This window comes from Stutzerimonas stutzeri, from assembly GCF_000590475.1.
Lineage (GTDB): Bacteria > Pseudomonadota > Gammaproteobacteria > Pseudomonadales > Pseudomonadaceae > Stutzerimonas > Stutzerimonas stutzeri_D.
Map to the genome: position 1 here is coordinate 1,318,175 of NZ_CP007441.1, position 26,654 is coordinate 1,344,828.

At 59.8% G+C, this 26,654-nt stretch carries 26 protein-coding genes; 17 read left to right on the forward strand and 9 right to left on the reverse strand.

The window, feature by feature from the left end:
• The first annotated feature begins 215 nt into the window (after window positions 1-215).
• Complete coding sequence (locus CH92_RS06095) at window positions 216-2,621, forward strand: xylulose 5-phosphate 3-epimerase (protein WP_025240893.1); 2,406 nt, start codon at window positions 216-218, stop codon at window positions 2,619-2,621.
• A gap of 48 nt (window positions 2,622-2,669) precedes the next feature.
• Here CH92_RS06095 and CH92_RS06100 read toward each other — a convergent pair whose 3' ends face one another.
• Complete coding sequence (locus CH92_RS06100) at window positions 2,670-3,062, reverse strand: PA3611 family quorum-sensing-regulated virulence factor (RefSeq protein WP_025240894.1); 393 nt, start codon at window positions 3,060-3,062, stop codon at window positions 2,670-2,672.
• Window positions 3,063-3,179: 117 nt separating this feature from the next.
• Between CH92_RS06100 and CH92_RS06105 the strand changes: the two genes are divergently transcribed.
• Window positions 3,180-3,896, forward strand: coding sequence for a tRNA-uridine aminocarboxypropyltransferase (locus tag CH92_RS06105; RefSeq protein WP_025240895.1), 717 nt, complete (start codon window positions 3,180-3,182; stop codon window positions 3,894-3,896).
• Between the two features lie 14 nt (window positions 3,897-3,910).
• Here CH92_RS06105 and CH92_RS06110 read toward each other — a convergent pair whose 3' ends face one another.
• Window positions 3,911-4,834 carry a DMT family transporter gene (locus CH92_RS06110; protein WP_025240896.1) on the reverse strand — a complete coding sequence of 308 codons (924 nt, stop codon included), beginning with the start codon at window positions 4,832-4,834 and terminating at the stop codon, window positions 3,911-3,913.
• Window positions 4,835-5,063: 229 nt separating this feature from the next.
• On the opposite strand from CH92_RS06110, the gene erdR reads away from it, so the two are divergent.
• Window positions 5,064-5,714 carry a response regulator transcription factor ErdR gene (gene erdR, locus CH92_RS06115; RefSeq protein WP_025240897.1) on the forward strand — a complete coding sequence of 217 codons (651 nt, stop codon included), beginning with the start codon at window positions 5,064-5,066 and terminating at the stop codon, window positions 5,712-5,714.
• A gap of 99 nt (window positions 5,715-5,813) precedes the next feature.
• On the opposite strand, the gene CH92_RS06120 is transcribed toward erdR, so the two are convergent.
• Entirely contained in the window at window positions 5,814-6,740 is a 927-nt protein-coding gene (locus tag CH92_RS06120) for a LysR family transcriptional regulator (RefSeq protein WP_025240898.1), read from the reverse strand.
• Window positions 6,741-6,852: 112 nt separating this feature from the next.
• On the opposite strand from CH92_RS06120, the gene fpr reads away from it, so the two are divergent.
• A complete protein-coding gene (gene fpr, locus CH92_RS06125) occupies window positions 6,853-7,629 on the forward strand; it encodes a ferredoxin-NADP reductase (RefSeq protein WP_025240899.1) in 777 nt (258 codons plus the stop codon).
• Window positions 7,630-7,693: 64 nt separating this feature from the next.
• Here fpr and CH92_RS06130 read toward each other — a convergent pair whose 3' ends face one another.
• Entirely contained in the window at window positions 7,694-8,188 is a 495-nt protein-coding gene (locus CH92_RS06130) for a YchJ family protein (RefSeq protein WP_038622864.1), read from the reverse strand.
• A 4-nt stretch (window positions 8,189-8,192) separates the two neighbouring features.
• Window positions 8,193-8,690, reverse strand: a complete 498-nt coding sequence (locus CH92_RS06135; protein WP_025240901.1) for a DUF6231 family protein — start codon at window positions 8,688-8,690, stop codon at window positions 8,193-8,195.
• A 207-nt stretch (window positions 8,691-8,897) separates the two neighbouring features.
• On the opposite strand from CH92_RS06135, the gene CH92_RS22395 reads away from it, so the two are divergent.
• Entirely contained in the window at window positions 8,898-9,500 is a 603-nt protein-coding gene (locus CH92_RS22395; protein ID WP_025240902.1) for an OmpA family protein, read from the forward strand.
• A 70-nt stretch (window positions 9,501-9,570) separates the two neighbouring features.
• Here CH92_RS22395 and CH92_RS06145 read toward each other — a convergent pair whose 3' ends face one another.
• Entirely contained in the window at window positions 9,571-10,035 is a 465-nt protein-coding gene (locus CH92_RS06145) for a CopD family protein (RefSeq protein ID WP_025240903.1), read from the reverse strand.
• Between the two features lie 86 nt (window positions 10,036-10,121).
• On the opposite strand from CH92_RS06145, the gene dinG reads away from it, so the two are divergent.
• The 4 genes from dinG to pdxH all read left to right on the forward strand — a co-directional run bounded on the left by dinG (window position 10,122) and on the right by pdxH (window position 15,065).
• Window positions 10,122-12,266 (forward strand): ATP-dependent DNA helicase DinG, encoded by a 2,145-nt coding sequence (gene dinG, locus CH92_RS06150; RefSeq protein WP_025240904.1) that lies wholly within the window; start codon window positions 10,122-10,124, stop codon window positions 12,264-12,266.
• A gap of 138 nt (window positions 12,267-12,404) precedes the next feature.
• Window positions 12,405-13,553 carry an EstA family serine hydrolase gene (locus CH92_RS06155; RefSeq protein WP_025240905.1) on the forward strand — a complete coding sequence of 383 codons (1,149 nt, stop codon included), beginning with the start codon at window positions 12,405-12,407 and terminating at the stop codon, window positions 13,551-13,553.
• Between the two features lie 137 nt (window positions 13,554-13,690).
• Window positions 13,691-14,317, forward strand: coding sequence for an OmpA family protein (locus CH92_RS06160; RefSeq protein WP_025240906.1), 627 nt, complete (start codon window positions 13,691-13,693; stop codon window positions 14,315-14,317).
• Window positions 14,318-14,417: 100 nt separating this feature from the next.
• The gene (pdxH, locus tag CH92_RS06165; protein ID WP_025240907.1) at window positions 14,418-15,065 is read left to right on the forward strand and encodes a pyridoxamine 5'-phosphate oxidase; all 648 of its coding nucleotides are present in this window, start codon (window positions 14,418-14,420) and stop codon (window positions 15,063-15,065) included.
• Window positions 15,066-15,101: 36 nt separating this feature from the next.
• Here pdxH and CH92_RS06170 read toward each other — a convergent pair whose 3' ends face one another.
• The gene (locus CH92_RS06170; protein ID WP_025240908.1) at window positions 15,102-15,368 is read right to left on the reverse strand and encodes a hypothetical protein; all 267 of its coding nucleotides are present in this window, start codon (window positions 15,366-15,368) and stop codon (window positions 15,102-15,104) included.
• 179 nt (window positions 15,369-15,547) lie between these two features.
• Between CH92_RS06170 and CH92_RS06175 the strand changes: the two genes are divergently transcribed.
• From CH92_RS06175 to CH92_RS06205, 7 genes are all read left to right on the forward strand, one after another.
• Complete coding sequence (locus CH92_RS06175; protein WP_025240909.1) at window positions 15,548-16,009, forward strand: glycine zipper 2TM domain-containing protein; 462 nt, start codon at window positions 15,548-15,550, stop codon at window positions 16,007-16,009.
• Between the two features lie 306 nt (window positions 16,010-16,315).
• A complete protein-coding gene (locus CH92_RS06180) occupies window positions 16,316-19,108 on the forward strand; it encodes a monovalent cation/H+ antiporter subunit A (protein ID WP_025240910.1) in 2,793 nt (930 codons plus the stop codon).
• Window positions 19,108-19,437 carry a Na+/H+ antiporter subunit C gene (locus tag CH92_RS06185; RefSeq protein WP_025240911.1) on the forward strand — a complete coding sequence of 110 codons (330 nt, stop codon included), beginning with the start codon at window positions 19,108-19,110 and terminating at the stop codon, window positions 19,435-19,437. Before CH92_RS06180 ends, CH92_RS06185 begins: the two co-directional genes overlap by 1 nt.
• Entirely contained in the window at window positions 19,434-20,936 is a 1,503-nt protein-coding gene (locus tag CH92_RS06190) for a monovalent cation/H+ antiporter subunit D (protein WP_025240912.1), read from the forward strand. Before CH92_RS06185 ends, CH92_RS06190 begins: the two co-directional genes overlap by 4 nt.
• Window positions 20,933-21,433: a Na+/H+ antiporter subunit E gene (locus CH92_RS06195; RefSeq protein WP_025240913.1), complete on the forward strand. Its 501-nt coding sequence runs from the start codon at window positions 20,933-20,935 to the stop codon at window positions 21,431-21,433. Before CH92_RS06190 ends, CH92_RS06195 begins: the two co-directional genes overlap by 4 nt.
• Window positions 21,418-21,687, forward strand: a complete 270-nt coding sequence (locus CH92_RS06200; protein WP_025240914.1) for a K+/H+ antiporter subunit F — start codon at window positions 21,418-21,420, stop codon at window positions 21,685-21,687. The genes CH92_RS06195 and CH92_RS06200 overlap by 16 nt, the downstream gene beginning before the upstream one ends.
• A gap of 9 nt (window positions 21,688-21,696) precedes the next feature.
• A complete protein-coding gene (locus CH92_RS06205) occupies window positions 21,697-22,026 on the forward strand; it encodes a Na+/H+ antiporter subunit G (RefSeq protein ID WP_025240915.1) in 330 nt (109 codons plus the stop codon).
• A 49-nt stretch (window positions 22,027-22,075) separates the two neighbouring features.
• Here CH92_RS06205 and CH92_RS06210 read toward each other — a convergent pair whose 3' ends face one another.
• Both CH92_RS06210 and map read right to left on the reverse strand, forming a co-directional pair.
• Complete coding sequence (locus tag CH92_RS06210; RefSeq protein ID WP_025240916.1) at window positions 22,076-24,778, reverse strand: [protein-PII] uridylyltransferase; 2,703 nt, start codon at window positions 24,776-24,778, stop codon at window positions 22,076-22,078.
• A gap of 36 nt (window positions 24,779-24,814) precedes the next feature.
• Window positions 24,815-25,597, reverse strand: a complete 783-nt coding sequence (gene map / locus CH92_RS06215) for a type I methionyl aminopeptidase (RefSeq protein ID WP_025240917.1) — start codon at window positions 25,595-25,597, stop codon at window positions 24,815-24,817.
• Window positions 25,598-25,905: 308 nt separating this feature from the next.
• Between map and rpsB the strand changes: the two genes are divergently transcribed.
• The gene (gene rpsB / locus CH92_RS06220) at window positions 25,906-26,646 is read left to right on the forward strand and encodes a 30S ribosomal protein S2 (protein WP_025240918.1); all 741 of its coding nucleotides are present in this window, start codon (window positions 25,906-25,908) and stop codon (window positions 26,644-26,646) included.
• Window positions 26,647-26,654: the final 8 nt, after the last annotated feature.

Here is a 26,654-nt window from a genome sequence, read left to right on the forward strand (position 1 = left end):
CCCAGCCTAGCAGCCGCCCGTGACAAATAGCAGATAGCAGGATCCGGTGACCTGCCAATAGCGCCGAGAAAACTGAGCAAAGCCATGAAGCCCTTCCTCTGTGTGAGTTTTTGCCCAGCATGCCCGCCAATCCGCTTGATCATCTTGATGCATATCAGCGATAGCCCCGCAAGCGCTGACTAGACTGTCGCCACTGCTACTCAATGGAGCGTTCCATGAATCAGCTATTGCCCAGCCTCGACGAACTGGACCGCCACGCCGAAATCCAGCCGGAATTCGCTCGTTGGCGAACCGGCTATGGTGTCATCGAGCATGCCTTGGAAACCCATGCCGCCGTATTCCGCCTGGCCCATCAGTTGGTCCAGGCGCATCTGCAGCCGGATCTCGCCAGTGTTTATCGCTTGTTGCAGGCAGTCGATCGGCTCGGCTCGGCAGGGTTATGGCTGGTCGTGCACATGACCTACGCGCGTCGTGCCCGGCTCGATGGCTCGGCGATGGACGCCGAGGATTTCAAACCATCACCAGAGGGGCATACCGGCGGCTCGCTGAATATGGTTCCGGCCTACGCCGGCTACCTCGGGTTGAATGCTCTGACCGGTACCACCCGTTCCTGGCTGATGGGCCAAGGCCATTGTGTCGCAGCGATCGAAGCGTTGAACCTGCTCACCGATAATATGCAGCCCGAGCAAGCCCGGGCCTACGATGAGGGCGAGGCCGGCATCAATCGCTTGCTCGAAGATTTCTATGGTTATCACCTGGCGGCGGATGGCAGCCCGTCCGCGCCGCTGGGTAGTCACGTCAACGCGCATACCGGCGGCGGAATTGCCGAAGGGGGTTACCTTGGCTTTGCGGAGCTGCAGTACGCCCATATGCCGCTGCCGGGTGAGACACTCGTGGCCTTTCTGTCCGATGGCGCGGCCGAGGAGCAGCGCGGCAGTGACTGGATTCCGCGCTGGTGGCGCGCCGAGGACTGCGGTATGGCGTTGCCGATCATGATTGCAAACGGCCGGCGCATCGAACAACGAACCCAGCTCGGCACACATGAAGGACTGGAAGGGTTTCGTCAGCACCTGAGCCGTTGCGGTTTCGATCCGATTCCCTTCGACGGCCGTGATCCAGCGGCCTTCGTCTGCGCGCTATGGGAAATGGAGCAGCGCCTGGTCCGACGCGTCGAGGAAAAGGCGCGTGGGTTGCTCAGCTATCCGTTGCCGATTCCTTATGGCATCGCTGAGACGGTCAAGGGGTTCGGCTTCTATGGGGCCGGGAGCAATGCCGCGCACAACCTGCCGCTGCCGGGCAATCCGCGTTTCGACGACTCCTCGCGCGAGCTGTTCAATATCCACGTTGCGCCGCTTTTCGTGCCGCAGAACGAGCTCAAGGCCGCTCGTGACCTGCTGCGGCAATCCCGGCAGGGGCGTCCGGCGGAGCGGGATAGTGCTCTGGCCCTGCGGCGCCCCGCCGAGCCGGTGATACCACCGCTCAACTACCAGGAGAACGCCTGCTCGCCTATGGCAGCGGTGGATGACTTCTTCGTCGCGCTCACCCGCGCCAACCCGTCGTTGCGCCCCCGTGTAGGCAATCCCGATGAACTTGCGAGCAACTGCCTCGGTAGCGTGCTTCGAGCGCTCAAGCATCGCGTGATCGATCCCGAGAGTGAACTTGAGGCGGTGGATGGGAAGATCATTACGGCTCTTAACGAAGAGGCGGTGGTTTCCGCATGTCTGGCCAACCAGGGCGGGTTGAACCTCGTCGCCAGTTACGAAGCCTTTTGCGTGAAGATGCTCGGCGCGGTGCGCCAGACGCTGATCTTCGCGCGTCAGCAGAAGGAAGTGGGGCGCCCGGCAGGCTGGCTCGGCTGGCCGCTCATCGCCACTTCGCATACTTGGGAGAACGGCAAAAATCAGCAATCTCATCAGGACACCACCTTTTGCGAGGCGCTGCTGGGCGAGATGAGCGACATGGTCAGGGTGCTATTCCCGGCGGACCATAACAGCGCTTTGGCGTTGCTGCCTTCGATCTATCGCGCGCGTGGCAGCTTGGCCTGCATGGTTATGCCCAAGCGCGAGCGGCCGGTGATATTCAATCAGGCGCAGGCCGAGCAACTGGCAAAGGACGGAGCGATCGTCGTCGACGAGCAGGTCGGCGGCGATGCCATTCTGCTAATAGCCAACGGCAGCTATCAGCTGACTGAAATGCAACGTGCAGCGGCGCGCCTGAAGGAAGCGGACGTTGCCTATCGACTTGTCTATCTGCAGGAGCCAGGGCGTTTTCGGGCCCCGCGCGATCGTTGGGAAATCGATGGGCTCGCAGCAGATGGCGTGACCGAACGACTCTTTCCTGAACGAATGGAGTTGCGGGTGATGCTCACCCACATGCGGCCAGAGGTCGCGCGCGGCCACCTCTGGCCTATCCTGCCGGACGCGCGGCGAAACTCCGTGCTGGGCTATCGCAATCGTGGCGGTACGCTGGACGCGGAGGGCATGCAGTTCGCCAACCGGGCGTCCTGGGCTAACGTATTGGCCGCTTGCGCAAGATTGCTCGACGTGCCGCGAACCGCGCTGCTCAAGCCGGACGAGGCTGCCGCTGTGGCGGGTAAGGGTGATCCGAGAATTGTACGCTAGACGGGTTTGCCGAGGGCGGCGCGCGAGTGCCCTCGGCATGTGAGGACTTCAGCAATCGCTGGCGCGGTATCGTTCGGTGGTGATCGGCTTCTTGCTCTGGTATTCGCTGAACTCGAAGCGCAGCACCGCGCCCTGACTCATCAGTTGACGCAGACCGTCATTGCTGCAAACGCTTGCCGCCAGCTGGGTGCGAACCTGCTTTGGGTTATCGCGCATCTGCGCGGCGTGGCGTGGCTGGACGCTCAGGTGGTTGACCAGCTCGTCGCCGTCGACGCTGTAGCCTTCGTCAAGGAGGTCTGAATTGATCGCGCGCGGCGTGCCTACGCTGCTTTCTCGGGCAACTTTTTCGAGCAGTTGGCCGAGTGCCTGATCCTGTGCCGAGGCGGTATGAGTGAAGGGCAGGGCGAGGCAGAGCGTAAATAGAGTGGTCAGACGGTGCATGAGAAATCTCCTGGTAACTGCCGTCGTTCGACCGGTGTCGGTCTGCCCGGTTCAGCGGAGGCATGGATTCCGGCCAGGCTGGTAAACTGCCGCTCCACTTAACTGATCGAAATCCCCATGCCACATGCCGTAGCCCGTTTACGCGATGCGCGCCTGGCCCGCAGCGCCAAACCCTTTGTCGCCCGGGGTTCGCGCACACCCCGCTGCGCTCGCTGCCGTGTCACCAATAGTCACTGTCTCTGTGATTGGCTTCCGCGCGTAGGGGCGCAAAGTGCGATGTGCCTGATCATGCATGACATCGAGCCGTTGAAGCCGAGCAACACCGGCTGGCTGATTGCGGATATCGTGGCCGATACTCACGCTTTCACCTGGCAACGGACTGATGTGGAGCCGGCCTTGTTGGAATTGCTGGCCGATCCTCGGTATCAGCCGTTTGTGGTGTTTCCCGGCGAATACGCCGAACCCGAGCGAGTGGTTTCGGGAGTCGAAGTGGTGGCGGGCAAGCGCCCGCTGTTCATCCTGCTCGATGCGACCTGGACCGAAGCGCGCAAGATGTTTCGCAAGAGCCCGTATCTGAATCGTTTACCGGTGCTGAGCCTGCATGCCGACGTGTTGTCACGCTATCGTCTGCGTCGCTCGACGCGCAGCGAGCATCTGTGCACTGCCGAGGTTGCTGCGTTGTGCCTGGGACTGGCAGGCGATGATCAGGCCGCAGGCGCGCTGGACACCTGGCTCGATGCGTTCACCGATCACTATCTGGCTGCCAAACATCACCGCGTGCCCGACCCGGGTGATGCCATCCACCGAGCGCTGGCGGCGTTCGGCCGGCGCTAATCGGCCAGGTGGGGTCAGTGCCTGGCCGTTTGCGGGATTCCGTTATCGGCTGTAGCCGGCATGGGCTTGCGCGGCCAGAGCTGCGCGGCAAGCATGCCGACGAACATCAATGCGCAGCCGAAGTAACCGCGCAAAGTGAGGCTTTCATTGAGGAATAGGGCGCCAGCCAGCGCGGCGAACACTGCCTCGAGCGAAAGGATGATGGCCGCATGCGAGGCAATCGCATGCTTTTGCGCCACGACCTGCAGGGTATAGCCCACACCGACCGCGAACAGGCCGCCATAAACCAGCGCCGGTGTCGCCAGCCAGACACTGTCCAGGCTGGCTTCTTCGAAGAAGGCCGCCAGCGCGAGGCTGACGACCGCGCAGGTGGCGAACTGCAAAAAGGCCAGACGGATCGCGTCGTGACGGCCGACGAAAAAACTTACCAGCAGCACGTGGACGCCCCATACGAATGCACCGGCCAGCTGTATCCAGTCGCCGGAGGCGACCTGAAAGTCTTCGCCAATACTGAGCAGCGCCATTCCAGCCACTGCCAGAATCGCACCCAACCAGGTGCCAATTCCGGTTTTCTGGCCAATGATCAACCCCAGCAGTGGCACGACGATGACGTACAGGCCGGTGATGAAACCGGAATTGGTGACGCTGGTGAAGAGCAGGCCGACCTGTTGCAGATTGATGCCCAGCGTGAGCGCTAGCCCCATGCTGAGACCGCCCAACAGCAGGCCCCGCTGAAAGAACGGCTCATGCCGAGCGGCGCCACGGCCCTGGTGCAGCAGCAAAGGAAGCAGCACGACTGCACCCAATGCGAAACGCAGGCCAGTGAACAGAAACGGGCCGATGTTATCCATTCCGACCCGCTGTGCGACAAAAGCGCTTCCCCAGATCATGGCCGTAATGAGCATCAGGAAATCGGCGCGAAGGGCTTGGTTACGCATGATTGGGCTCGTGTGAGAAAGTCGCGAACTTTGCCTCAAACCGATGCGGTTGGCCACAGCTTCACCGTTCGACTCTGTTGAACGCTTGATTAAATGCGGAACGGTGATCGAATTTCGAGTGATGGCGCGATATCATCACGCGGTCAATCCCGAGCACTATTCCGGGTTCTTGTCGACCTGACCCCTCATCCGGTCGGCGAAAGCGCCAAATAAAAACTATAGGTCCGCCATGGCTGCTTACGAAATCCTTATCGCCGATGATCACCCTCTGTTTCGCAGTGCTCTTCAGCAAGCGTTGACGCTTGGCCTGGGCGACGGTGTGCGGTTGTCAGAAGCGGCGAGCATTGCCGAGTTGGAAGCTCAATTGACCCGAACCTCGGATTGGGATCTGGTATTGCTGGATCTGAACATGCCGGGCGCTTATGGCTTTTCGGGGCTGGTGTTGCTCAGGGGGCAATATCCGCAATTGCCGGTAGTGATGATTTCTGCCCAGGAAGATGCTGCGGTAGTGGCTCGCTCCCGCGAGTTCGGTGCCAGTGGCTTCATTCCCAAATCCAGTTCGCTGGAGACTATCCAGGAAGCGGTGCAGGTCGTACTCGACGGCGACGTCTGGTGGCCCGCCAATATCCAGGACGTCGCATATGTCAGCCCTGAAGCCAAGGCGGTCAGCGAAGGGCTCGCCAGTCTCACGCCGCAGCAGTTCAGGGTCCTTACCATGGTTTGCGACGGCTTGCTGAACAAACAGATCGCCTATGAGCTCAGCGTTTCCGAGGCGACCATCAAAGCGCATGTCACCGCGATCTTCCGCAAGCTGGGCGTTCGCACTAGGACCCAGGCGGCGTTGCTGCTGCAACAAATGGGTTCGATCCCAAGCAGCTGACGTTGAGACGCGGATACGGGACCCAACGCGGTATCGTCCAGTCGTACCAGCGGCGCGACATCGTAGCTTCCTCCGAGACGGCCGATTGCTGCGCGGCCATCAAGCGATGGTCGGTAGGACTATTTCGTCACTGCGCCGAACCCCGGCGGTCAACGCCCGGCATTGCTCGATGAATTCGCGCATCGCGGCGGTCTGGTATTTCAGTGAATGCCAGATGAAGTAGAACTGCCGGGCTAGATCCAGCTCGGGCGTTTCCACTGCAACCAGGCTGCCCCGACGAAACGCGTCGCGCAATGCCAAACGGGAAATACAGCCGATTCCCAATCCGGACTCGACGGCGCGCTTGATCGCTTCGGTATGCTCCAGTTCAAGCCGGATGTTCAATTTGGCCGGATGATGACGCATGGCGTGATCGAACGTCAGGCGGGTACCCGAGCCCTGTTCGCGAAGGATCCAGGCTTCTCGCGAAAGTTCGTCCAGGCTTACCGCGGTGCGTTTCGCCAACTCATGTTGCGGGGCGCAGAAGACCACCAGTTCATCCTCGACCCAGGGCAGTACCTCGATATCCGAGTGCTGACAATCGCCCTCTATCAGACCTAGATCAAGTTCATGCTGCGCGACCTGCTGGACAATATGTGCGGTGTTCTGCACGTGCAGCTTCACGCGGCATTCGGGGTGGCGCTGCATGAAGCTGCCGATTAGCAAGGTGGCGAGATAGTTACCAATCGTCAGCGTTGCGCCGACATTGAGCGAACCGAAGCCGGTCTTGCCAGCCAGCAAGTCTTCGATGGCCTTGGCCTGGTCAAGCAGGCTCACGGCTTGCGGTAGCAATTGTCGGCCCAGCGCATTCAGCCATAGGCGCTTGCCGGCGCGATCGAACAGCTGGCAGCCGGACTGACGCTCCAGTTCAGCCAGTGAAGTGCTGGTGGCCGACTGCGATAGAGCCAAGCTCTGCGCTGCACGGGACACGCTCTCCTGGCGGGCGACGGAGACGAACACTTGTAGCTGACGCAGCGTAAAATGCATATCTATATAACCGATAAGCCATATCGTTAATATTCGTTTAGCGGATATTAACGATGCCGGTAAACTCTCGTAAACATCGAAGCGTCCACCGCGCTAGAAGGGGAATCCGTACATGAGCAACCTGAACGTCGAGCGAGTCCTCAGTGTGCATCACTGGAACGACACGTTGTTCAGTTTCAAAACTACCCGTAATCCGGGGCTTCGCTTTGAAAATGGCCAGTTCGTGATGATTGGCCTGGAAGTGGAAGGCCGGCCTTTGATGCGTGCTTACAGCATCGCCAGCCCCAATTACGAAGAGCATCTGGAATTTTTCAGCATTAAGGTGCCGGACGGCCCGCTGACGTCACGCCTGCAGCATCTCAAGGAAGGTGACTCGCTGATGATCAGCCGCAAGCCTACCGGTACGTTGGTGCTGGACGATCTTTTGCCGGCCAAGCACCTTTATCTGCTGAGCACGGGTACCGGTCTGGCACCGTTCATGAGCGTGATTCAGGATCCGGAAACCTACGAGCGTTTCGAAAAGGTCGTGCTGATTCATGGCGTGCGTTATGCGAATGAGGTGGCCTACCGGGAATTCATCACCGAGCACCTGCCGCAGAACGAATTCTTCGGCGAGGCGCTGAAGGAAAAGCTCATCTACTACCCGACCGTAACGCGCGAACCGTTTGAAAATCAGGGCCGCCTGACCGACCTGATGCGCAGCGGCAAGCTCTTCAGCGACATTGGTCTACCTCCGATCAATCCCGAAGATGACCGCGCGATGATCTGTGGCAGCCCGAGCATGTTGGCCGAGACCAGCGAGGTTCTGGATGGCTTCGGTCTCAAGGCTTCGCCGCGTATGGGGGATCCGGGGCATTATCTGATCGAGCGTGCGTTCGTCGAGAAATAACCGCGCGGTGGGCTTGAAAAAAAGAAAGCCGGCTGGCCTGATGCGCTTGCCGGCTTTTTTGTGGTCACGCGCTTATATAGGCGGCGCAGCATTTCTTGAATTTCTGGCCACTGCCGCATGGGCAGGGATCGTTGCGACCGGCTTTGAGCGGGACTGTCGGGTCGATGAAATACCATCTGCCGTCGTGCTGAACGAAGGCCGAGCGCTCATGTTGGCCATGCTCGCCGCTCAGGTCGTGCCAGCGAGCGGTAAAGCTGACCAGCGCATGCTCCGGCTGCCCGCCAAACAGCTGGCTTTCCTCGACCTCGAGCCCCAGCCAGACACTGGAAGCGCTCCAATCCTTCATTGATTGAAGATCCAGCGATTCTTGCTGCACGGGCAAGGTGGTGGCTATGAGGTAGTCGATGAGCCCCAGCACATAGGCGCTGTAGCGTGATCGCATCAGCTGTTCCGCGCTCGGTGCTGGCAGGCCACGATGGTAGCGTCCACAGCATTCGTCGAGGGAATCGCCACTACCGCAGGGGCAACTGGCGTCACGTTGTAGTTCGCTGGGTATCATCGATTCACCACCAATATTTGCCGAACATCTGCGGATTAGCCCAGAACTTCGCGTTCAGCCAGTCCGGAACCTGCTTGTATGCGAGCAGGTCGTAGGTGAAGAGGGTCAAGGTCTGTTTGTCTCGTTCGAAGCGGGCGCTGATCTGCAACGCGAGTGCGAAGAAGTCGGTGGCCTGCCAGTCGCAGGCGCTCAGGTCCACTAAAACTGCCATACGGCTGGCATTGAGGTTGCGGATGCCGCCAAGCAATTGCAGACCATCACGCTTCGGCAGGTGCTCAAGGCAATCGGCGATAAGCGCGAAGTCATATCGGCGACCAGCCAGATCTTCGGATAGTGGGGCCGCCGGGGCGCGATCGATCTGGCTGTTTCGATGGCTGCGGCTGAACGCCTCGACTGCCGGCATGTCGCTACGACCAACATGCAACAGCCGTGTCGGAACATGATGGTCGAGCAGGGCGGCCAATGCTTGTTGTGGCGTTTGTGAAGCGTTGGATGCAACCAAGCCGGGATCCTCGATGTCTGGCGTTACAGACCGTAGCAATGCGATTCGTACGATCTGTCAAAGCGTAAAGACTAGCGCGGCGGCGCGTGCCGTCCTAGTCTCGTTGTAACTGGAGCTGCTTATGCCGTCCGCATGGCGCTCTGGCCGATCCCAAACTAGGAGGTTTTACCGATGAGTAGCTTACGGACAGCAGTACCCGTGATAGTGATGACCACCGTCCTGGCCGGATGTGCAGGTGTGCAGAAGCAGGATTGGCCCACCTGTGCGGCCGTCGGTGGCGTGAGCGGCGCTGCGTTGGGGGCAATAGAAAGCAGTACCTATGCCGGATACGGCGCGTTGATCGGCGGTGGCATGGCGGCAGCTTACTGCTGGGCCAACGGTACCGAACAGGAAACTGTCGCCATGGTCGAGACCGTCGAGCCAACGCCTGTTGCCGAACCGGAGCCAGAGCCCATGGCCGAGCCTGTTCGTGTTGAGCTGGACGTCAAGTTTGATTTCGACCGTGCGGAAGTCAAACAGGACAGCATGGCCGACATCGAGGACCTGGCAGACTTCATGAAGCAATACGGGCAGACGTCGACTGTCGTCGAGGGGCACACCGACTCGGTGGGTACCGATGCCTACAACCAGCGCCTGTCCGAGCGTCGTGCCAACGCCGTGCGTGACGTGTTGGTCAATCAGTACGGCCTGGAAGCAAGCCGTGTCGACTCGGTCGGCTACGGCGAGTCCCGTCCGGTTGCCGACAACTCGACGGCTGAAGGCCGCGCCATTAACCGTCGTGTAGAAGCCGAGGTTGAAGCGCGTCCATGATTGGATGCTGAAACGAAAGCCGGGCTTTTTAGCCCGGCTTTTTTATTCTTTGCGCTGCCGATTCCCCTGGTCAGAACAGCGGGCGAGCGCTGGCCAGCGCGACAACCAACACTCCCAACAACAGGTTGATACCCACGAGCCGACGGATCTTTCCTAGCGCCGCGCCGCCTTCCGGCCAATTCTGCGCGGTGATTGCGCGCTTGAGCTCAGGTAACTGCAGCAGCTGGATGCGCAGGAACAGAGCCAGCATCACCAAAAATATTCCGGCCATGATGTGTACGTAGCGGGGCGCCGCATTCAGGCTGTCGAAGCGCATATGCCACATGCCGATACCGCTGATGGGCAATACCAATATCGTGACCCAAACCCATTTGAAGAAACGGCGAAACACCTCGGCCCACAATTTCAACCGCTCGGGTGCCTGCAGCTCGGACACGGCGGCCGGGCGAAGCACCATCCAGGCGAAAAACATGCCTCCGACCCAAATTACGGCGGCCAGGACATGGAGTGAATAGGGCAGAGCGAAGGCGGTCATGGGAAATCTCCGGTGGCGATTGAGTAAACGCGCGCTATCATAGCCACCCACTTGAAATACTGAAAATATATACAGCTTCCGCGCCCATGCTCAGCACCGAACTCAAGTCCCAAATCCAGGGCGCCTACTCTCGATTCCTCGACGCCAAAGGCCTTAAGCCCCGCTACGGCCAGCGCCTGATGATCGCCGAGGTGGCGAAAGTCCTGGGTGCGATCAAGGCCGACGACGAAGGTCGGCGGGATGGAGAGCCGGCAATCGTCGCGGTCGAGGCCGGGACGGGGACCGGCAAAACGGTTGCCTACAGCCTGGCGGCCATCCCCACGGCGAAAGCTGCGGGAAAGCGCCTGGTGATCGCGACAGCTACCGTCGCGTTGCAGGAGCAGATCGTGCACAAGGATCTACCGGATCTGATGCGCAATAGCGGCCTGAATTTCTCCTTCGCACTGGCCAAAGGCCGCGGCCGCTATCTATGCCTGTCCAAGCTCGACGTGTTGCTGCAAGAAGGCCAGGCGCAGAGCGCCACTGCTCAGCTGTTCGAGGAGGAAGGCTTTCGTATCGACGTGGACGAGCGCAGCGAGAAGCTGTTTGGCAGCATGATCGAGAAGCTTGCCGGCAACCGCTGGGACGGCGATCGTGACAGCTGGCCCGAAGAGCTTGCCGACCCGGACTGGTCCCGTCTGACCACCGATCACAGCCAATGCACCGGTCGCCACTGCCCCAATTTCCAGCAGTGCGCGTTCTACAAAGCGCGCGAGGGCATGACCAAGGTCGACGTCATCGTCACCAATCACGACATGGTGCTCGCCGACCTAGCCCTTGGTGGCGGGGCGGTGCTGCCGGATCCGCGCGACACCCTCTATGTGTTCGACGAAGGCCATCATTTGCCGGACAAGGCTATCGGCCATTTCGCTCACTTCACACGTCTGCGCTCTACCGCGGATTGGCTTGCGCAGGTCGAAAAGAATCTGACCAAGCTGCTCGCCCAGCATCCGCTACCGGGCGACCTCGGCCGGCTGATCGAGGCGGTGCCTGAGATAGCGAGTGATCTGCGCAGCCAGCAGCAATTCATGTTCAGCGCCTGCGAGCAATTGGCTGATTTCAAAGCCGGCGAAGACATGGAAGGCCGGGAGCGGCCGCGACACCGTTTTGTCGGTGGAGTGGTACCTGAGCATCTGGTCGAGTTGGGCGTCGAGCTGAAGAAGGGCTTCGCCAAGCTCAACGATTTATTCACACGACTAACCGAACTGCTCAAGGAAGCGATGGATGGCGAAGCGGGTGTCGGCATTGCCAGTCATCAGGCAGAAGAGTGGTATCCGCTGTTTGGCAGCCTGCTGACTCGGGCACAGGGCAACTGGGAGTTGTGGACGGCCTTTACCGTTGATGATCCGGAAGACAGCCCGCCCCTGGCGCGCTGGCTGACGCTGGCTGAAGGTGGCGCGTTATTCGACATCGAAGTCAATGCCAGCCCGATCCTGGCGGCCGAGACGTTGCGACGCAATCTGTGGAATGTTTGCTACGGCGCGCTGGTCACCTCGGCTACGCTCACCGCGCTGAACAGTTTCGATCGATATCGCATGCGTGCCGGATTGCCGCGCTGCGCAGTTACCGCAGTGGTGCCGAGTCCATTCCATCATGCCGACGCGGGTGTGCTGCGAGTGCCTGATCTCAATGCCGATCCACGCGATGCGGCGGCCCATACGGCAGCGATCGTGCGCGACCTGCCTAAGCTGGTTGAGGCCTCGCGTGGCACGCTGGTGCTGTTCTCGTCGCGCAAGCAGATGCAGGACGTATTTGACGGTCTGGAGCGCGAGTGGCGTCGACGGGTGTTGATTCAAGGCAATCTGTCCAAGCAGGAAACGCTGAACAAGCACAAGGCGCGTGTGGATGACGGGGAAAAGAGCGTGCTGTTCGGACTCGCCAGCTTCGCCGAGGGTGTCGATCTACCGGGCGCCTATTGCGAACACGTGGTAATCGCCAAGATACCCTTTGCGGTACCCGACGACCCGGTGGAGGCAGCGCTGGCCGAATGGATCGAGGCGCGGGGCGGCAATCCTTTCATGGAAATTGCCGTACCCGATGCATCATTGCGTCTGGTCCAGGCCTGTGGGCGACTGCTGCGTACCGAAGAGGATCGCGGCACCATCACGTTGCTCGATCGTCGAGTCGTCACTCAGCGCTACGGCAAGGCCATTCTCAATGCGTTGCCCCCGTTCCGGCGCGAGATCGGCTAGCGGTGTTGCGCGGTGACTCGCCACGGCATGCGTCGTTATTCAGAAAGCTAATGGTCCGGTAATCGGTGCCGCATCTGTTTCCTTGATCCAGTGCGGCTGAAACAATGCACCGATCAATACGAAGTGAGGGGCGCGAGCGTGCAGATCCAGGGATATTTCGATCTTCGTTTCGAGGCGGTCAAAGAAACGTTCAGTGACCTGTTCGAACAAACCCAGCAGCGTGGCGCCGCGGTGTGCGTAAAGATCGGTGGCGAAACCGTCGTCGACCTCTGGGCCGGTGTTGCCGATAACGCCGGTGAGCAGGCTTGGCAAAGCGATACGCTGGTCAATCTGTTTTCTTGCACCAAGACCTTTACTGCGGTGGCTGCCTTGCAATTGGTCGGCGAAGGCAAGCTGCAGTTGGACGAACCGGTGGCGCGGCTCTGGCCTGAGTTCGCCGCCAACGGCAAGCAGGCAATTACGCTACGGCAGTTGCTCAGCCATCAGGCCGGGCTGCCTGCCATTCGTCAGCCACTTCCACCTGAGGCGTTGTATGACTGGGAGGTGATGACCGCGGCGTTGGCTGCCGAAAGCCCCTGGTGGACGCCGGGCGATGGCCATGGCTACGCCGCGATTACCTACGGATGGCTGCTCGGCGAACTGATCCGTCGCGCTGATGGCCGTGAGCCGGGCGAGGCGATCGTCGCGCGTACCGCTCGACCCCTGAACCTGGACTTCCATGTTGGTCTGGCGGATGCCGAGTTCGACCGTGTCGGATACCTGACTCGACAGAAAAACAACTTCGGCGATGCGGCGGCCCAGCGTGTCTTCAAGGCGTTGACCGGGGATCCGCAGTCGCTGACTGCGCGCGCTTTCACCAATCCGCCGTCGATCATGAACAGTGCCAATAAGCCTGAGTGGCGTCGGATGGCACAGCCCGCTGCCAACGGCCACGGAAACGCACGCGCGCTGGCGGGTTTCTACGACGGACTGCTACGCGGCGAGCTGCTCGATTACGAGCTACTGACCGAGATGACGCGTGAACATTGCCTCGGCGAAGACCGCACCTTGCTCAGCCGTACACGTTTCGCATTGGGCTGCTGGTTGGATCAACCGGAAGTGGAAAACGCGACCTTTGCAATGGGACCCGGCGCCTTCGGTCATCCGGGGGCGGGTGGCTGCATTGGTTTCGCTGATCCGCAACGTGACTTGGCGTTCGGTTATGTCACCAATACACTCGGCCCCTATGTCTTGATGGATCCGCGCGCGCAGGAATTGGCGCGGACCGTGAAAACCTGTTTGGGCTAAACCGCTCGTCTGTTCGTCAGGGGAGGACTTTTCATAACAATGACCTGCGTCCACAATTTGAGGCAGATCCTTGCTTAAGCTCGTGCCTATCCCGCGTCGCTTGTATTCGCAAATTTACCTTTCACGGAACCTGGCTCATGAACCTGCTGAAAAGCGCCTCCTTTATTCTCTGCATGGTCATTGCTGGCTGTAGCTCCAACAGCGACAAGCCGGCCGAAGTATCCATCGTCCCAGAACCCGTGATTGATCCTGCCTGGATGGATGGCTATGAGCCGCGACTGCGAGATGCGTTGAAGGACAGTCGTTTCGAACTCGAACGTCGCGAAGGGGTGCTCGTAGTCACCGCGCCTGTCGATGCATCGTTCAACCCCGACCGTCCTGGTATGTTACTGCCTGTCACGCTCGGTCCCCTCAGTAGGGTGGCCAAACTGGTGGAAGGCGACGAGAAAACCGCTGTGGTCGTGCTGGGGCACGCCGACAGTACGGGATCAGCCGACGTCAACCGTGACATCAGTCGCCAGCGTGCTGGCGCCGTGGCCGCAATCTTCCGTCTCAGCGGCTTGAAGCACAATCGGCTGCGCATTCGCGGGCTGGGCTCCGACGTCCCGCGAGCCTCGAATGAAAATGAAGAAGGCCGTGCGCTGAATCGTCGCGTCGAGATGGTTCTGGCGCCTCAGCCGACTCTTCTGGCGTTGATTGGCCAGTACAGCGAGGCACCCAACCCGACTCAAGTGGCCGCGGCAGAGGTGACCAAGGCCAAATAAAGCTCGCGCAGCGCACTGCGATGCTGTTTTTGCGTTGCGTCAAGAGGGAGTCGCGATCAAACCGGTAACCTCAGGTTTCGACTGTTCCAGGAATACCGCAATGACCCAGACCTTGGCCGATATGCGCCGCGACTACACTCGGGAAGGCCTCAGTGAAGCGAATGCACCGGACGAACCCTTCGCACTCTTTCGGCAATGGTTCGCAGATGCGGTGCAAACGGAGCAGCTTCCGGTCGAGCCCAACGCCATGACCCTGGCCACAGTGGATGCCGAAGGGCGTCCGCATTGTCGTGTGCTCTTGCTCAAGGCGCTGGATGATCGCGGCTTCAGCTTCTTCAGCAACTATGACAGTGCCAAGGCGGAGCAGCTGCAGGCCTGTCCGTTTGCCGCGATGACATTCTTCTGGCCGAGCCTGGAGCGTCAGGTACGTATCGAGGGGCGGGTCGAAAAGGTCAGTGCTGCCGAGTCGAACGCCTATTATCAAGTACGCCCGCTGGGCAGCCGCCTGGGTGCCTGGGCATCACCGCAGAGCCGGGTCATTCGCGACCGGGCCGAACTCGAACGAATGCTCGCTGAGACTGAGCAGCGCTTTCTGGACCAGATGCCGGACTGTCCGCCTCACTGGGGTGGTTACCGTTTGCTACCGGAGCGAATGGAGTTCTGGCAGGGACGTCCCAGCCGTCTGCACGACCGTCTCAATTACCGGCGTGTCGCCAGTATCTGGCAGCGCGAGCGGCTGGCGCCCTGATTCGGTTAGATCGCCGGTATTCGGGCATGGCGCCTGTTATGGTGAGGGTCGGCCGCTGACCGCGACATTACTCGCGTTGTAGCGCTCCAGCTCCCGTTCCAACCAAGTTTGTAGATCCCTTCTTTTTACGTGAGCGGTCTTCGCTGCCGCGAGCCGTTGCAATGCCCATTCACGCTTGTTCGGATCGTCCCCTGCCAACGATAGGGCCAGGTCTCGGTCGGCCCAGCGTCTGAAACGAACAAACAGCCAGGCATGGAAAACCAGCCCGGCCAGCGTGACAACCGTGATGATGAAGTAATCCATAAGAGTCTCGTGGAACAGCTTAGCGAGCGTCATGCATGCGGGGCGGGATCGCGTCGGGTAAAGTACTGTCCTAATTGCACGAATGCTGTGTCAGGTCGGGGACGCTGCCAAGCGCCTCTTAGCCGCAGGCGCCTGTTCAGCGTGGTCGGGATGATATCCGTTTCCCAGGAGAGTACATCATGCGCAACTCATTTTTCGTTGCTTCCTTTACCGCTATGGCGTTGGCCGTCGGCGGCTGTACATCCAGCCTCACCGGGGATTCCTATTCCCGTGACGAGGCGCGAACGGTGCAGACCGTCCGTTACGGAACCATCGAATCGCTACGCCCGGTCAAGCTCGAAGGCACAAAAACACCGATTGGCACAGGTGCCGGTGCGGTGGTCGGCGGCATTGCCGGTAGCGGCGTTGGCGGTGGCCGCGGTAGCGCGGTCGCAGCCGTGATTGGCGCGGTTGCCGGTGGCTTGCTCGGCTCGGCAGCGGAGGAAGGCATCACGCGTGCACAGGGCGTGGAAATTACTGTGCGAGAAGACGATGGCAACATGCGTGCCTACGTTCAAGAGGTCGAGCCGAACCAGGTCTTCCGGGTCGGTCAGCGCGTACGCATCATGACTGTCGACGGCACTAGTCGTATTGCTCCTTGATGCCGCTCGCCTCCAAAGGCGCGCGATAATCCCTGTGACACGGGATTTTGCAGGTATATGTAATTGTTACCGTAAGCAAACGCAGGGAGCGGGTCGCACCTCTGCGTAGTGCTATGGGCGTAGCCTGAATACCGTCTGTTACGGTCGTTGGGCTGCGCCTTTTGTTTTTCGAAATACATGAATTCATGACGCTGCTGCTATCGGTATGGATAATCGGCGCACACCGCCATGCCTCCTCGGGCTGAGATCCGGTCGACCAAAGGATATAACCGCCGCGCGGACGCGCGGCTCAAGGGGTTTTTGCTCATGGCGCTTGCGCTGATAATCGCTTTGCCATTTCTAGGAATTTGCCTGCCGCTGGTCTTCGAGCGTTTTGGTCGATCCGCCTGTGCGTTCGGCGCGGGGCTGGCCCCTTTGCTCGCGCTGGCGCTGTTGTTATCCAAGCGCGCCGCCGTGTTTGGCGGTGAAACGCAAGTACTGACCGTGCCTTGGCTCCCCGAACTGGGGTTGAACCTCAGCCTCAGGCTCGATGGCCTGGGCTTTCTGTTCGCATTGCTGATTCTCGGGATCGGTCTGCTGGTCATCCTGTACGCGCGCTACTACCTCTCAAAAAGCGAGCCGATGGGGCGCTTCTTCAGCTTTTTCCTGCTGTTCATGGGCGCCATGCTCGGTGTGGTGCTGGCGGAAAATTTGCTGCTGATGCTGATGTTCTGGGAATTGACCAGCCTCTCTTCGTTTCTGCTGATCGGCTTCTGGAATCATCGCTCCGATGCGCGACAGGGTGCGCGTATGGCTCTGGCTGTAACAGGCGGCGGCGGGCTCGCGCTGCTGGCGGGCATTTTGCTGATTGGACATATCGTTGGCAGTTACGAGCTGACTGCGGTGCTCGCATCCGGTGACCTGATCCGAGCCAGCACACTGTATCCGCTGACATTGATCCTGATTTTGCTCGGCGTATTCACCAAGTCGGCACAGTTTCCGTTTCATTTCTGGTTGCCGCAGGCGATGGCGGCGCCGACCCCGGTATCGGCATTTCTGCACTCGGCGACCATGGTCAAGGCTGGCGTGTTTCTACTGGCGCGGTTGTATCCGGCGCTTTCGGATTCGGAGTGGTGGTTTTATCTGGTCAGTCTGACGGGGTTGGCAACCCTGCTGATCGGCGCGGTGCTGGCGCTGTTTCAACACGATCTCAAGGGATTACTGGCCTACTCAACCATCAGCCACCTGGGATTGATCACGCTGCTGTTCGGCCTCGATTCGCGGCTGGGACCGGTGGCTGCCATCTTTCACATTATCAATCACGCAACTTTCAAGGCTTCGTTGTTCATGGCCGCTGGGATCATTGATCATGAGACTGGGACGCGTGACATGAGGCGCATCAACGGCATGCTGAAGTACATGCCGCACACGGCGGCATTGGCAATGGTGGCGTCGCTGGCGATGGCCGGAGTGCCGCTGCTCAACGGTTTTCTTAGCAAAGAGATGTTCTTTGCCGAGACCCTCGATCAGCATCTGTTAGGGAGCTTCTACTGGACGATTCCGGCCCTGGCGACGTTGGCGAGTGCCTTTTCGGTCGCCTACTCGCTGCGCTTCGTGCATGACGTCTTTTTTAACGGCGAACCGATCGACCTGCCGAAATATCCACCGCACGAGCCGGCGCGGTACATGAAAATCCCGGTCGAAATCCTGGTGTTGCTCTGCCTGCTGGTGGGCATGTTGCCCGCCTATACCGTGGCTCCGCTGTTGGCTGCCGCCGTTGCCGGTAGTTTGGGCGGTGATGTGCCCGAGTACAGTCTGGCGATTTGGCATGGCTTCAACTTGCCCTTTGCGATGAGCCTCGTCGCCCTGGGAGGCGGCCTGCTTATCTATTCGATGCGTAAATGGGCGTTTCGCTGGTACGAAGGGCTGCCGCGGGTCGATTCTCTGCAAGTCTTCGCTCGCGTGGTCAGCGACATTGCCGGAACGGCGCGCTGGGTGACCGAGCGCATGGAAAATGGCTCTCTGCAGCGTTACCTGGCCCTCATGCTGTTCAGCTCATTGCTGGTGGTTGTGTATGCGCTGACACCCCTACGGTCGTTGCGCGGCCCTGTGCCGATGACGCCGCTGGACGGCATCACCGTGCTCGGGCTGGTGATCCTTGGCTTGGCTTCGGTAATGACTGTCGTGTTCCACCGCAGGCGTCTGATGGCGTTGATGGTGCTGAGTGTCGTCGGATTGATGGTTGCCCTTGTGTTCGCTCGCTATTCTGCGCCCGATCTGGCGTTGACGCAGATATCGGTAGAGGTGGTGACCATCATTTTGCTGATTCTGGCGCTGTTCTTCATGCCTGACCGGACACCGGTCGAGTCGAGCAGCCTGCGCAGTTTCCGCGACCTGGTCCTCGCCGCAACCTTCGGCACCATGGTTGCTCTGCTCGCCTATGCGGTGCTGACGCGCCCCTACGACAGCATTGCCTCGTTCTTCCTCGAAAACAGCGTGACCGGCGGAGGCGGAGCCAACGTGGTCAACGTGATTCTGGTGGATTTCCGTGGCTTCGATACGCTCGGTGAAATTGCCGTGCTGGCCATTGCTGCGGTTGGCATCTACGGCCTGCTGCACGGGCTGCGTCTGCCGCATCCGATACGCGATTATGGCGGCCGACTGTGGTCGACGGACCGGCATCCCATGGTGCTGGACACGCTGTCGCGCGTGCTCCTGCCGATGGCGCTGCTGGTTTCGGTATTTATCTTCGTGCGAGGCCACAACTTGCCCGGCGGCGGCTTCATTGCCGGGTTAATCACCGCGGTCGCGCTGATCTTGCAATACATCTCGCATGGCGTTGTTTGGGCGCAGAAGCGCCAGCCATTCAGTTATCACAGCGTGGCCGGGGCCGGCGTGCTGATTGCGGGCCTCACCGGGCTGGGCAGCTGGCTGTTCGGTCGGCCATTTCTGACGTCCGCCTTCGGTCATTTCCACCTTCCGCTGGTTGGTGATTTCGAGCTGGCTACCGCGATGATTTTCGACCTCGGCGTGTATCTGACCGTGGTGGGCGCCACTCTGCTGATCCTTTCAAACATGGGACATGTCAGCCAGGACGAGTCGTGCAAGGAGGTGCTTTGATGGAGTTTGTCTTCGCGTTAACGCTCGGCGTGATGATGACCAGCGGTGTCTATTTGCTGTTGCGTGCTCGGATATTTCCGGTGGTGATGGGGCTGACACTGATTTCCTACGCGGTGAATCTGTTCATCTTTGCCATGGGGCGCCTCGCGACCGGAGTTCCGGCGATTATCGGGAAGAGCGCCGAGCATGGAGATCCGCTGCCGCAGGCGCTGGTGCTGACCGCCATTGTCATTGGCTTCGCCATGACTGCATTCGTTGTGGTACTGGCGCTTCGCGGCCTGGGCGAATTGCGTACCGATCATGTTGACGGTCGGGAGCCGCGGGAATGAATCACCTCATGATCCTTCCGATACTGTTGCCCTTATTGACCGGTTGCGTTCTGCTCCTGGCCCATCGGCAGGGTGCGCCGTTCAAGCGTCTGGTGTCGGTTGTAGCCACCTGGCTGCTGGTCCCGCTGACGCTTTGGCTGCTATTGCAGGCGGACTCCGGCGTGCTCTCGGTATATCGACTCGGCGACTGGCAGCCACCGTTCGGCATCATGCTGCTGCTTGATCGGCTGAGCGCGCTGATGCTGCTGGTCACCGCCGTGCTTGCGGGCTTTTCGGTGCTCTACGCCGCGCGCGGAGACGACGAGCGTGGTCCGAATTTCCATGCGTTGTTTCAGTTTCAGCTAGCGGGTATCAACGGTGCTTTTCTAACCGGTGACCTGTTCAATCTCTTCGTGTTCTTTGAGATTCTGCTGATTTCCTCCTACGCGTTGTTGCTGCACGGTCATGGTGCGAAACGGGTGCAGGCTGGCATCCACTACGTCGTGCTGAATCTGCTGGGGTCGTCATTGTTCCTGATTGGCGTCAGCATGCTCTACGGGCTCACCGGGACCCTGAACATGGCGGACCTGGCGGGGCGAGTGGCTGCCGCCGACCCGGCGGAGGCGCCGCTACTGGCTGCAGCGGGTTACCTGTTGCTGGTGGTGTTCGCCTTGAAGGCGGCCATCCTGCCGCTGTACTTCTGGTTGCCACGGGCCTACGCCTCGGCGACCGCGCCGGTCGCGGCGCTGTTCGCGATCATGACTAAGCTAGGCCTCTATGCCATCGTGCGAGTATTCACGCTGATTTTCGGTAGCGAAGCAGGCGTACTCAGCAACATGGTGCTCGATTGGTTGTGGCCGCTATCGATGCTGACCCTTGTCGGGGGCGTGCTGGGCGCGTTGGCTGCACGCAATCTGCAGATCCTGCTGTCCTATCTGGTGGTGGTTTCGGTGGGCACGTTGCTGGCCGGCGTTGCGCTGGGGACGGTGGCGGGGCTAGGGGCGGCGCTTTACTACCTGGTGCATAGCACCCTGGTATCAGGCGGTCTGTTCCTGTTGGCGGATATCATCGCCCGACAGCGCGGCGATACGGCATCCGAGCTGATCTCGGCACCGGCATTGAAGCAGCCACTGATGCTGGGCACGCTGTTCTTTGCCGGCGCGATTTCCATTGCGGGGCTGCCTCCTTTTTCCGGCTTTCTGGGCAAGTTGATGTTGCTGCGGGCTGTCTCTCCCGGAATTGACGCGTCGATACTCTGGCCCGTGATTTTGGTCGGGGGTTTGGGAATGGTGATTGCGCTGAGCCGGGCGGGCAGTATGGTGTTCTGGCGTCCGAGCAATGCGGTCAGCGTGGGGAAGCCGGCTGACACGGTACGTCTCGCCGCGACCTTCGGTTTATTGATGGGCAGTGTGCTGCTGGTCGTGGCGGCACAGCCGATCCAGGCATACGCCCAGGCAACCGCAGCGCAGCTGTTCGATCTCGCGCCCTATCTGCAAATCATTCCAGGGGGTGAGCTGTGAGATCCCGCATGCTACCCAAACCGGCACTGAGCCTGTTGCTGGCCATGCTCTGGCTGATGCTCAACAACACCTTGAGCGCTGGACATCTGTTGCTCGGGCTGTTGCTCGGCTGGGCGATTCCGTTGCTGGTGCAAGGTTTCCTGGTCGACCTGCCGGCGGTTCGGCGTCCGCTGAAGCTCTGTCTGTTCTGCGTCAAAGTGTTCTACGACATCGTCCTCGCCAACCTTCATGTCGCCAAGTTGGTACTTGGGCCCAGGGGGAACCTGCAGCCTGCTTTCGTCGAAGTGCCGATGATGATCGAACATCCCTTTGTCCTTGCCATGTTGACAAGCATCATTTCGCTCACGCCTGGTACCGTATCAGCGGCGTTGCGGCCCGATCACAAGATTCTGCTGATTCACGCGCTGGATGCTCCCGATATCGAGGCGCTGGTCGCCGAGGTGAAAAACCGTTACGAAACACCGTTGCTGGAGATATTCGAATGCTCACGTACGTGATTCCGCTGTGCATGGCGATCATCGGGCTTGCGGCGGTGCTCAATGTGATGCGATTGGTCCAAGGGCCGGACATGCCTGACCGGGTGTTGGCCCTCGACACGCTGTATATCAATGCACTTGCGCTGATCGTGCTGTTCGGTATCTGGCTGGCTTCGGATCTGTTCTTCGAGGCCGCCTTGCTGATCGCAGTGATGGGCTTCGTCAGTACCGTTGCGGTGGGTAAGCACCTTCTGCACGGTGAGATCATCGACTGAGGAGTCAGCATGCCATTCTGGATTGAAGTGTTGGTGAGTGCCTTTCTGATCGTGGGTAGTGTTTTTGCGTTGGTCGGCGCGATCGGTTTGTATCGCCTGCCTGATTTCTTCACGCGGCTTCACGGGCCTACCAAGGCAAGCACCATGGGGGTGGGCGGCATCGTGATAGCCTCGATGATTTTTTTCAGTAGTCAGGGTGACGGCCTCAGCCTCCACGAGATGCTGATTACCCTGTTTCTGTTTCTGACCGCGCCGGTCAGCGCCCATGTGTTGGCCAAAGCGGCGATGCAGCAGAGGCTGCCGTATACCGCGAGGACGCGCGGCAAGCCTTGGGATTGAAATTGCCATGCGGGCAGGCCTGCCCGCATGACGCCGAGGCTGAGTGATATCAGATAACGATGCTGCTCGGCGAAGGTTGGCGCTCGTTGTCCTGCGACAGCTGCTGGATCATGGCCTGCTGCAGCTGAATGCACAGCTGCGGATCCGACAACGGTTGATTGTCCGCATTGGTGACGAAGAACACGTCTTCCACGCGCTCGCCAAGCGTCGCAATCTTGGCGTTCTGCACTGACAGATCGAAATCCAGGAACAGCTGGCCGATGCGTGCCAGCAGACCCGGGCGATCAGGTGCGACCACTTCGATGATCGTCTGCGGGCGCTGCATGTCGTTGTGGATGGTGACCTGCGGCGGAAACGCGAAATGCTTGAGCTGCCGCGGCACCCGCTTCTGGATGATCGTCAGGTAGTCGTCCGGATTGCGTAGCGCATCGATCAGGCCTTGGCGAATTTCCTCGGTACGTTCGGGGTCGTTGCCGATGGGGGTGCCGTCGGCATCCAGAACGATGTAAGTATCCAGCGTGAATTGGCTGCTCGACGTGATGATCCGGGCGTCATGAATGTTCAGGTTCAACTGATCCATGGCTGCTACGGTCACGGCGAAGAAGTCATGCTGATCCGGCGCGTAAATGAAAATCTGCGTGCCGCCTTCGAATTCGCGCTGGGTGGTTTCCTTGATCAGCACCAGCGGGCCACCGTCGCTCGGGTGATCGATGATGGCTTCGGTATGCCAGGCGACGTCGGTGGAGCTGTGTCGCATGAAGTAATCATCACCCAGCTGCGACCAGAGCTGTTCGGCGTCGTCCGGATCGGTGCCGTTGCGCACCAGATTGTCGAGCGCGGCGCGCTGGGTCTGACGAATCTGTTCCTCGCGCCCTAGCGGGTTCTCCAGGCCGCGCCTGAGCGCCCGTTTGGTTTCGGTGTACAGCTGGCGCAGCAGGCTGGCCCGCCAGGAATTCCAGAGGGTCGGGTTGGTTGCGTTGATATCCGCCACTGTCAGCACGTACAGGTAGTCGAGGTGAGTCTCGTCGCCGACCTGTTGGGCGAAATCGTTGATTACCTGCGGGTCGGAGAGATCCTTGCGCTGCGCGGTGGTGGACATCACCAGGTGATTTTCCACCAGCCAAACCACCAAGCGCGTATCCCATGCTGGAAGCTTGTGGCGCAAGCAGAATTCCTGAGCGTCCACCGCGCCCAGCTCCGAATGATCCCCGCCCCGGCCCTTGGCGATATCGTGATAGAGGCCCGCGATGTAGATGAGCTCGGGCTTGGGCAGCCGCTCCACCAGCTTACTGGCCAGTGGATACTTCTCGGCGACGCCGGGTTTGCTCAGTTTTCGCAGATACTTGATGACGTTGAGCGTGTGGGCGTCGACGGTATAGATATGGAAGAGGTCATGCTGCATCTGTCCGACAATATGGCCGAACTCGGGCAAATAGCGCCCCAGAATGCCATAGCGGTTCATCCGCCGGAGATTGCGATGGATGCCTTCCTTGCACTTGAACAGTTCGATGAACAGGCTGGTGTTGCGAATGTCGCTGCGGAAATCATCGTCGATGAGGTGGCGATGATCGCGCAGCAGACGAATGGTCTCGGCACGGACGCCTTGAATTTCAGGGTGTTGCGCCAATAGTACGAAGATCTCCAGAATTGCGAAGGGTCTGCGCTTGAACACCGAATCATCGGTCACTTCGAGATAACTGTCGCGCACCAGGAAGCGACTATTGAGCGGCACGGCATCACCGCTGTCTCCTTCCCAGAGAATGACCTCTGCGAAATGTTGACCGACCAGATCGCTGAGCTCGGAAATACTCATGACGACGCGGTAGTACTTCTGCATGAAGCGCTCAATTGCTAGCTTGGCGTCGTTGTCTTCATAGCCGAGGAGGGCGGCCAGGCTGCGCTGGTGGTCGAACAGCAGGCGATCCTCGGCGCGCCCGGCGAGCATGTGCAGCCCGTAACGGACACGCCAGATGAATTCCTGGCTGGAGACCAGCAGGGAGTATTCGCTTTCAGTCAGGAAGCCCTGGTCGAGGATTGCGCTCAAATTCAGGCTGCCAAGCTGTCGCCGTGCAATCCACAGGATCGTCTGGATGTCACGTAGCCCGCCGGGCGAACCTTTGACGTTCGGCTCCAGGTTGTATTCGGTGTTGTTGTATTTGGAATGGCGTGCTGCTTGCTCGTTACGCTTGGCGAGAAAGAATTCTTTGCTCGGCCACATTTCGGATGGGCTGGTGACTTTCAGCATGTTCTGTCGCAGGCGCTCGGGACCGGCAATCGTGCGGCTTTCCATCAAGTTGGTAATAACCGTCAGGTCCGCACGCGCCTCTTCGGCGCACTCCTGAACCGAGCGCACACTCTGACCAACTTCCAGCCCGATATCCCAAAGCAGTGTCAGGAATCCTTCGATGGAGCCGCGAAATTTCTCGTGATCGCCGTTATCGAGCAAAATCAGCAGATCGATGTCGGAATAGGGGTGCAGTTCGCCGCGGCCGTAACCGCCCACGGCCACCAGGGCGATATCAGCATCGTCGCACCAGTCGAAACGGCCCCAGGCGGCTCGCAGAATCTGGTCGACGAACCAGGCGCGGTCTTCGATCAGGCGACGGATATCGTGACCCGCTAGAAAGCGTGCATCGAGCACCTCTCGGGCATTACGAGTGACTTTCTTGAAGGCCGCGATGGGGCTTGCCTTGAGCGCCAGCTCTGCCTGGAACTGACCGCCATCGAATAGCTCTGGATCAACCGGATGCATGCCTTCGTCCTCGTGAAACTGCGAATCGACCAGCGATCAGGCCGACATGCGGGCGATGCTGTCATCGCTGCGCAGGGTAAAGATTTCATAACCATCAGCGGTGACCAGAATGGTGTGCTCCCACTGAGCGGAGAGCTTGCGATCCTTGGTGATGGCCGTCCAGCCGTCCCCGAGCAGGCGGGTCTCCGAGCGCCCCTGGTTGATCATCGGCTCAATAGTGAAGGTCATCCCTTCCTTAAGCTCCAGGCCAGTCCCGGCGCGGCCGTAATGCAACACCTGAGGCTCCTCGTGGAAGACCTTGCCGATGCCGTGCCCGCAGTATTCACGGACGACCGAAAAGCCGTTCTTCTCGGCATGCTTCTGAATCACTTCGCCAATGTCACCGAGGCGCGCGCCGGGGCGGACGATCTCTATACCTTTATAGAGGCATTCCTGAGTCACCTTACAGAGGCGCTCAGCCCATTCCGGGGCCCTGCCGACGATGAACATCCTGCTGGTATCGCCGTGGTAGCCATCCTTGATGACAGTGATGTCGATATTGAGGATGTCGCCATCCTTCAAAGGCTTGTCGTTGGGGATGCCATGGCAGACCACATGGTTGATCGAGGTGCAGATCGACTTAGGGAAGCCCTTGTAGTTGAGCGGCGCCGGTATGGCCTGCTGAACGTTGACGATGTGGTCGTGGCAGAGGCGGTCGAGTTCATCGGTAGTGACGCCCGGCTTGACATGCTCACCGATCATTTCAAGCACCTCGGCGGCCAGGCGACCGGCAATGCGCATTTTCTCGATATCTTCAGGCGTCTTGATGGAAACGGTCATGCAACCCTCTTGGCGCCAAGAGGCGCAGGCGGAAAAAGAAGAGGCAAATGATAAACCAAAGCGCCCTTGGCCTGCAGGTAACCCTGGGCCGAGCGCGTGGGAACCGGCTTTGGTCTGCGCTGATGCCTGTGTTCAATATCGGATGGCCGCTAGCCTCGGGTGCATCTTTATGCTATAAAACGCGCCGCTCTGCGGAAGTACCCGTCGAGCCTGACCCCACACACGTGTCGACACGGTATCCTGGGTGCTCGCAAGAGTTGGATATCGGGACGCGTGGAGGCCTAACCCGACTTATCTGAGGAAGTCCCATGTCTCAAGTCACTATGCGCGATATGCTGAAGGCCGGTGTGCACTTCGGCCACCAGACCCGTTACTGGAACCCGAAGATGGATAAATACATCTTTGGCGCGCGTAACAAGATTCACATCATCAACCTCGAAAAAACCCTGCCGATGTTCAACGACGCATTGCGTTTCGTTGAGAAGCTGGCTGCGGGCAAGAACAAGATTCTGTTCGTCGGCACCAAGCGTTCCGCTGGCAAAATCGTTCGCGAAGAGGCCGCTCGTTGCGGTTCCCCGTACGTCGATCATCGCTGGTTGGGCGGCATGCTGACCAACTACAAGACCATTCGCGCCTCGATCAAGCGCCTGCGTGAGCTGGAAACCCAGTCCCAGGACGGTACCTTCGAGAAGCTGACCAAGAAAGAAGCCCTGATGCGTACCCGTGATCTGGAAAAACTGGATCGCAGTCTGGGTGGTATCAAGGACATGGGCGGCCTGCCGGACGCGATGTTCGTTGTTGACGTTGACCACGAGCGCATCGCGATCTCCGAAGCCAACAAGCTGGGCATTCCGGTGATCGGCATCGTCGATACCAATAGCAGCCCGGAAGGCGTCGACTACATCATCCCCGGTAATGATGATGCCATCCGTGCCGTGCAACTGTATCTGGGCTCCATGGCGGACGCTGTACTGCGTGGCCGTCAGAATGGCGCCGGCGGCGCTGATGAGTTCGTCGAGGAAGCCGCTCCCGAGGCTGCTCAAGGCTGAGCGCAACT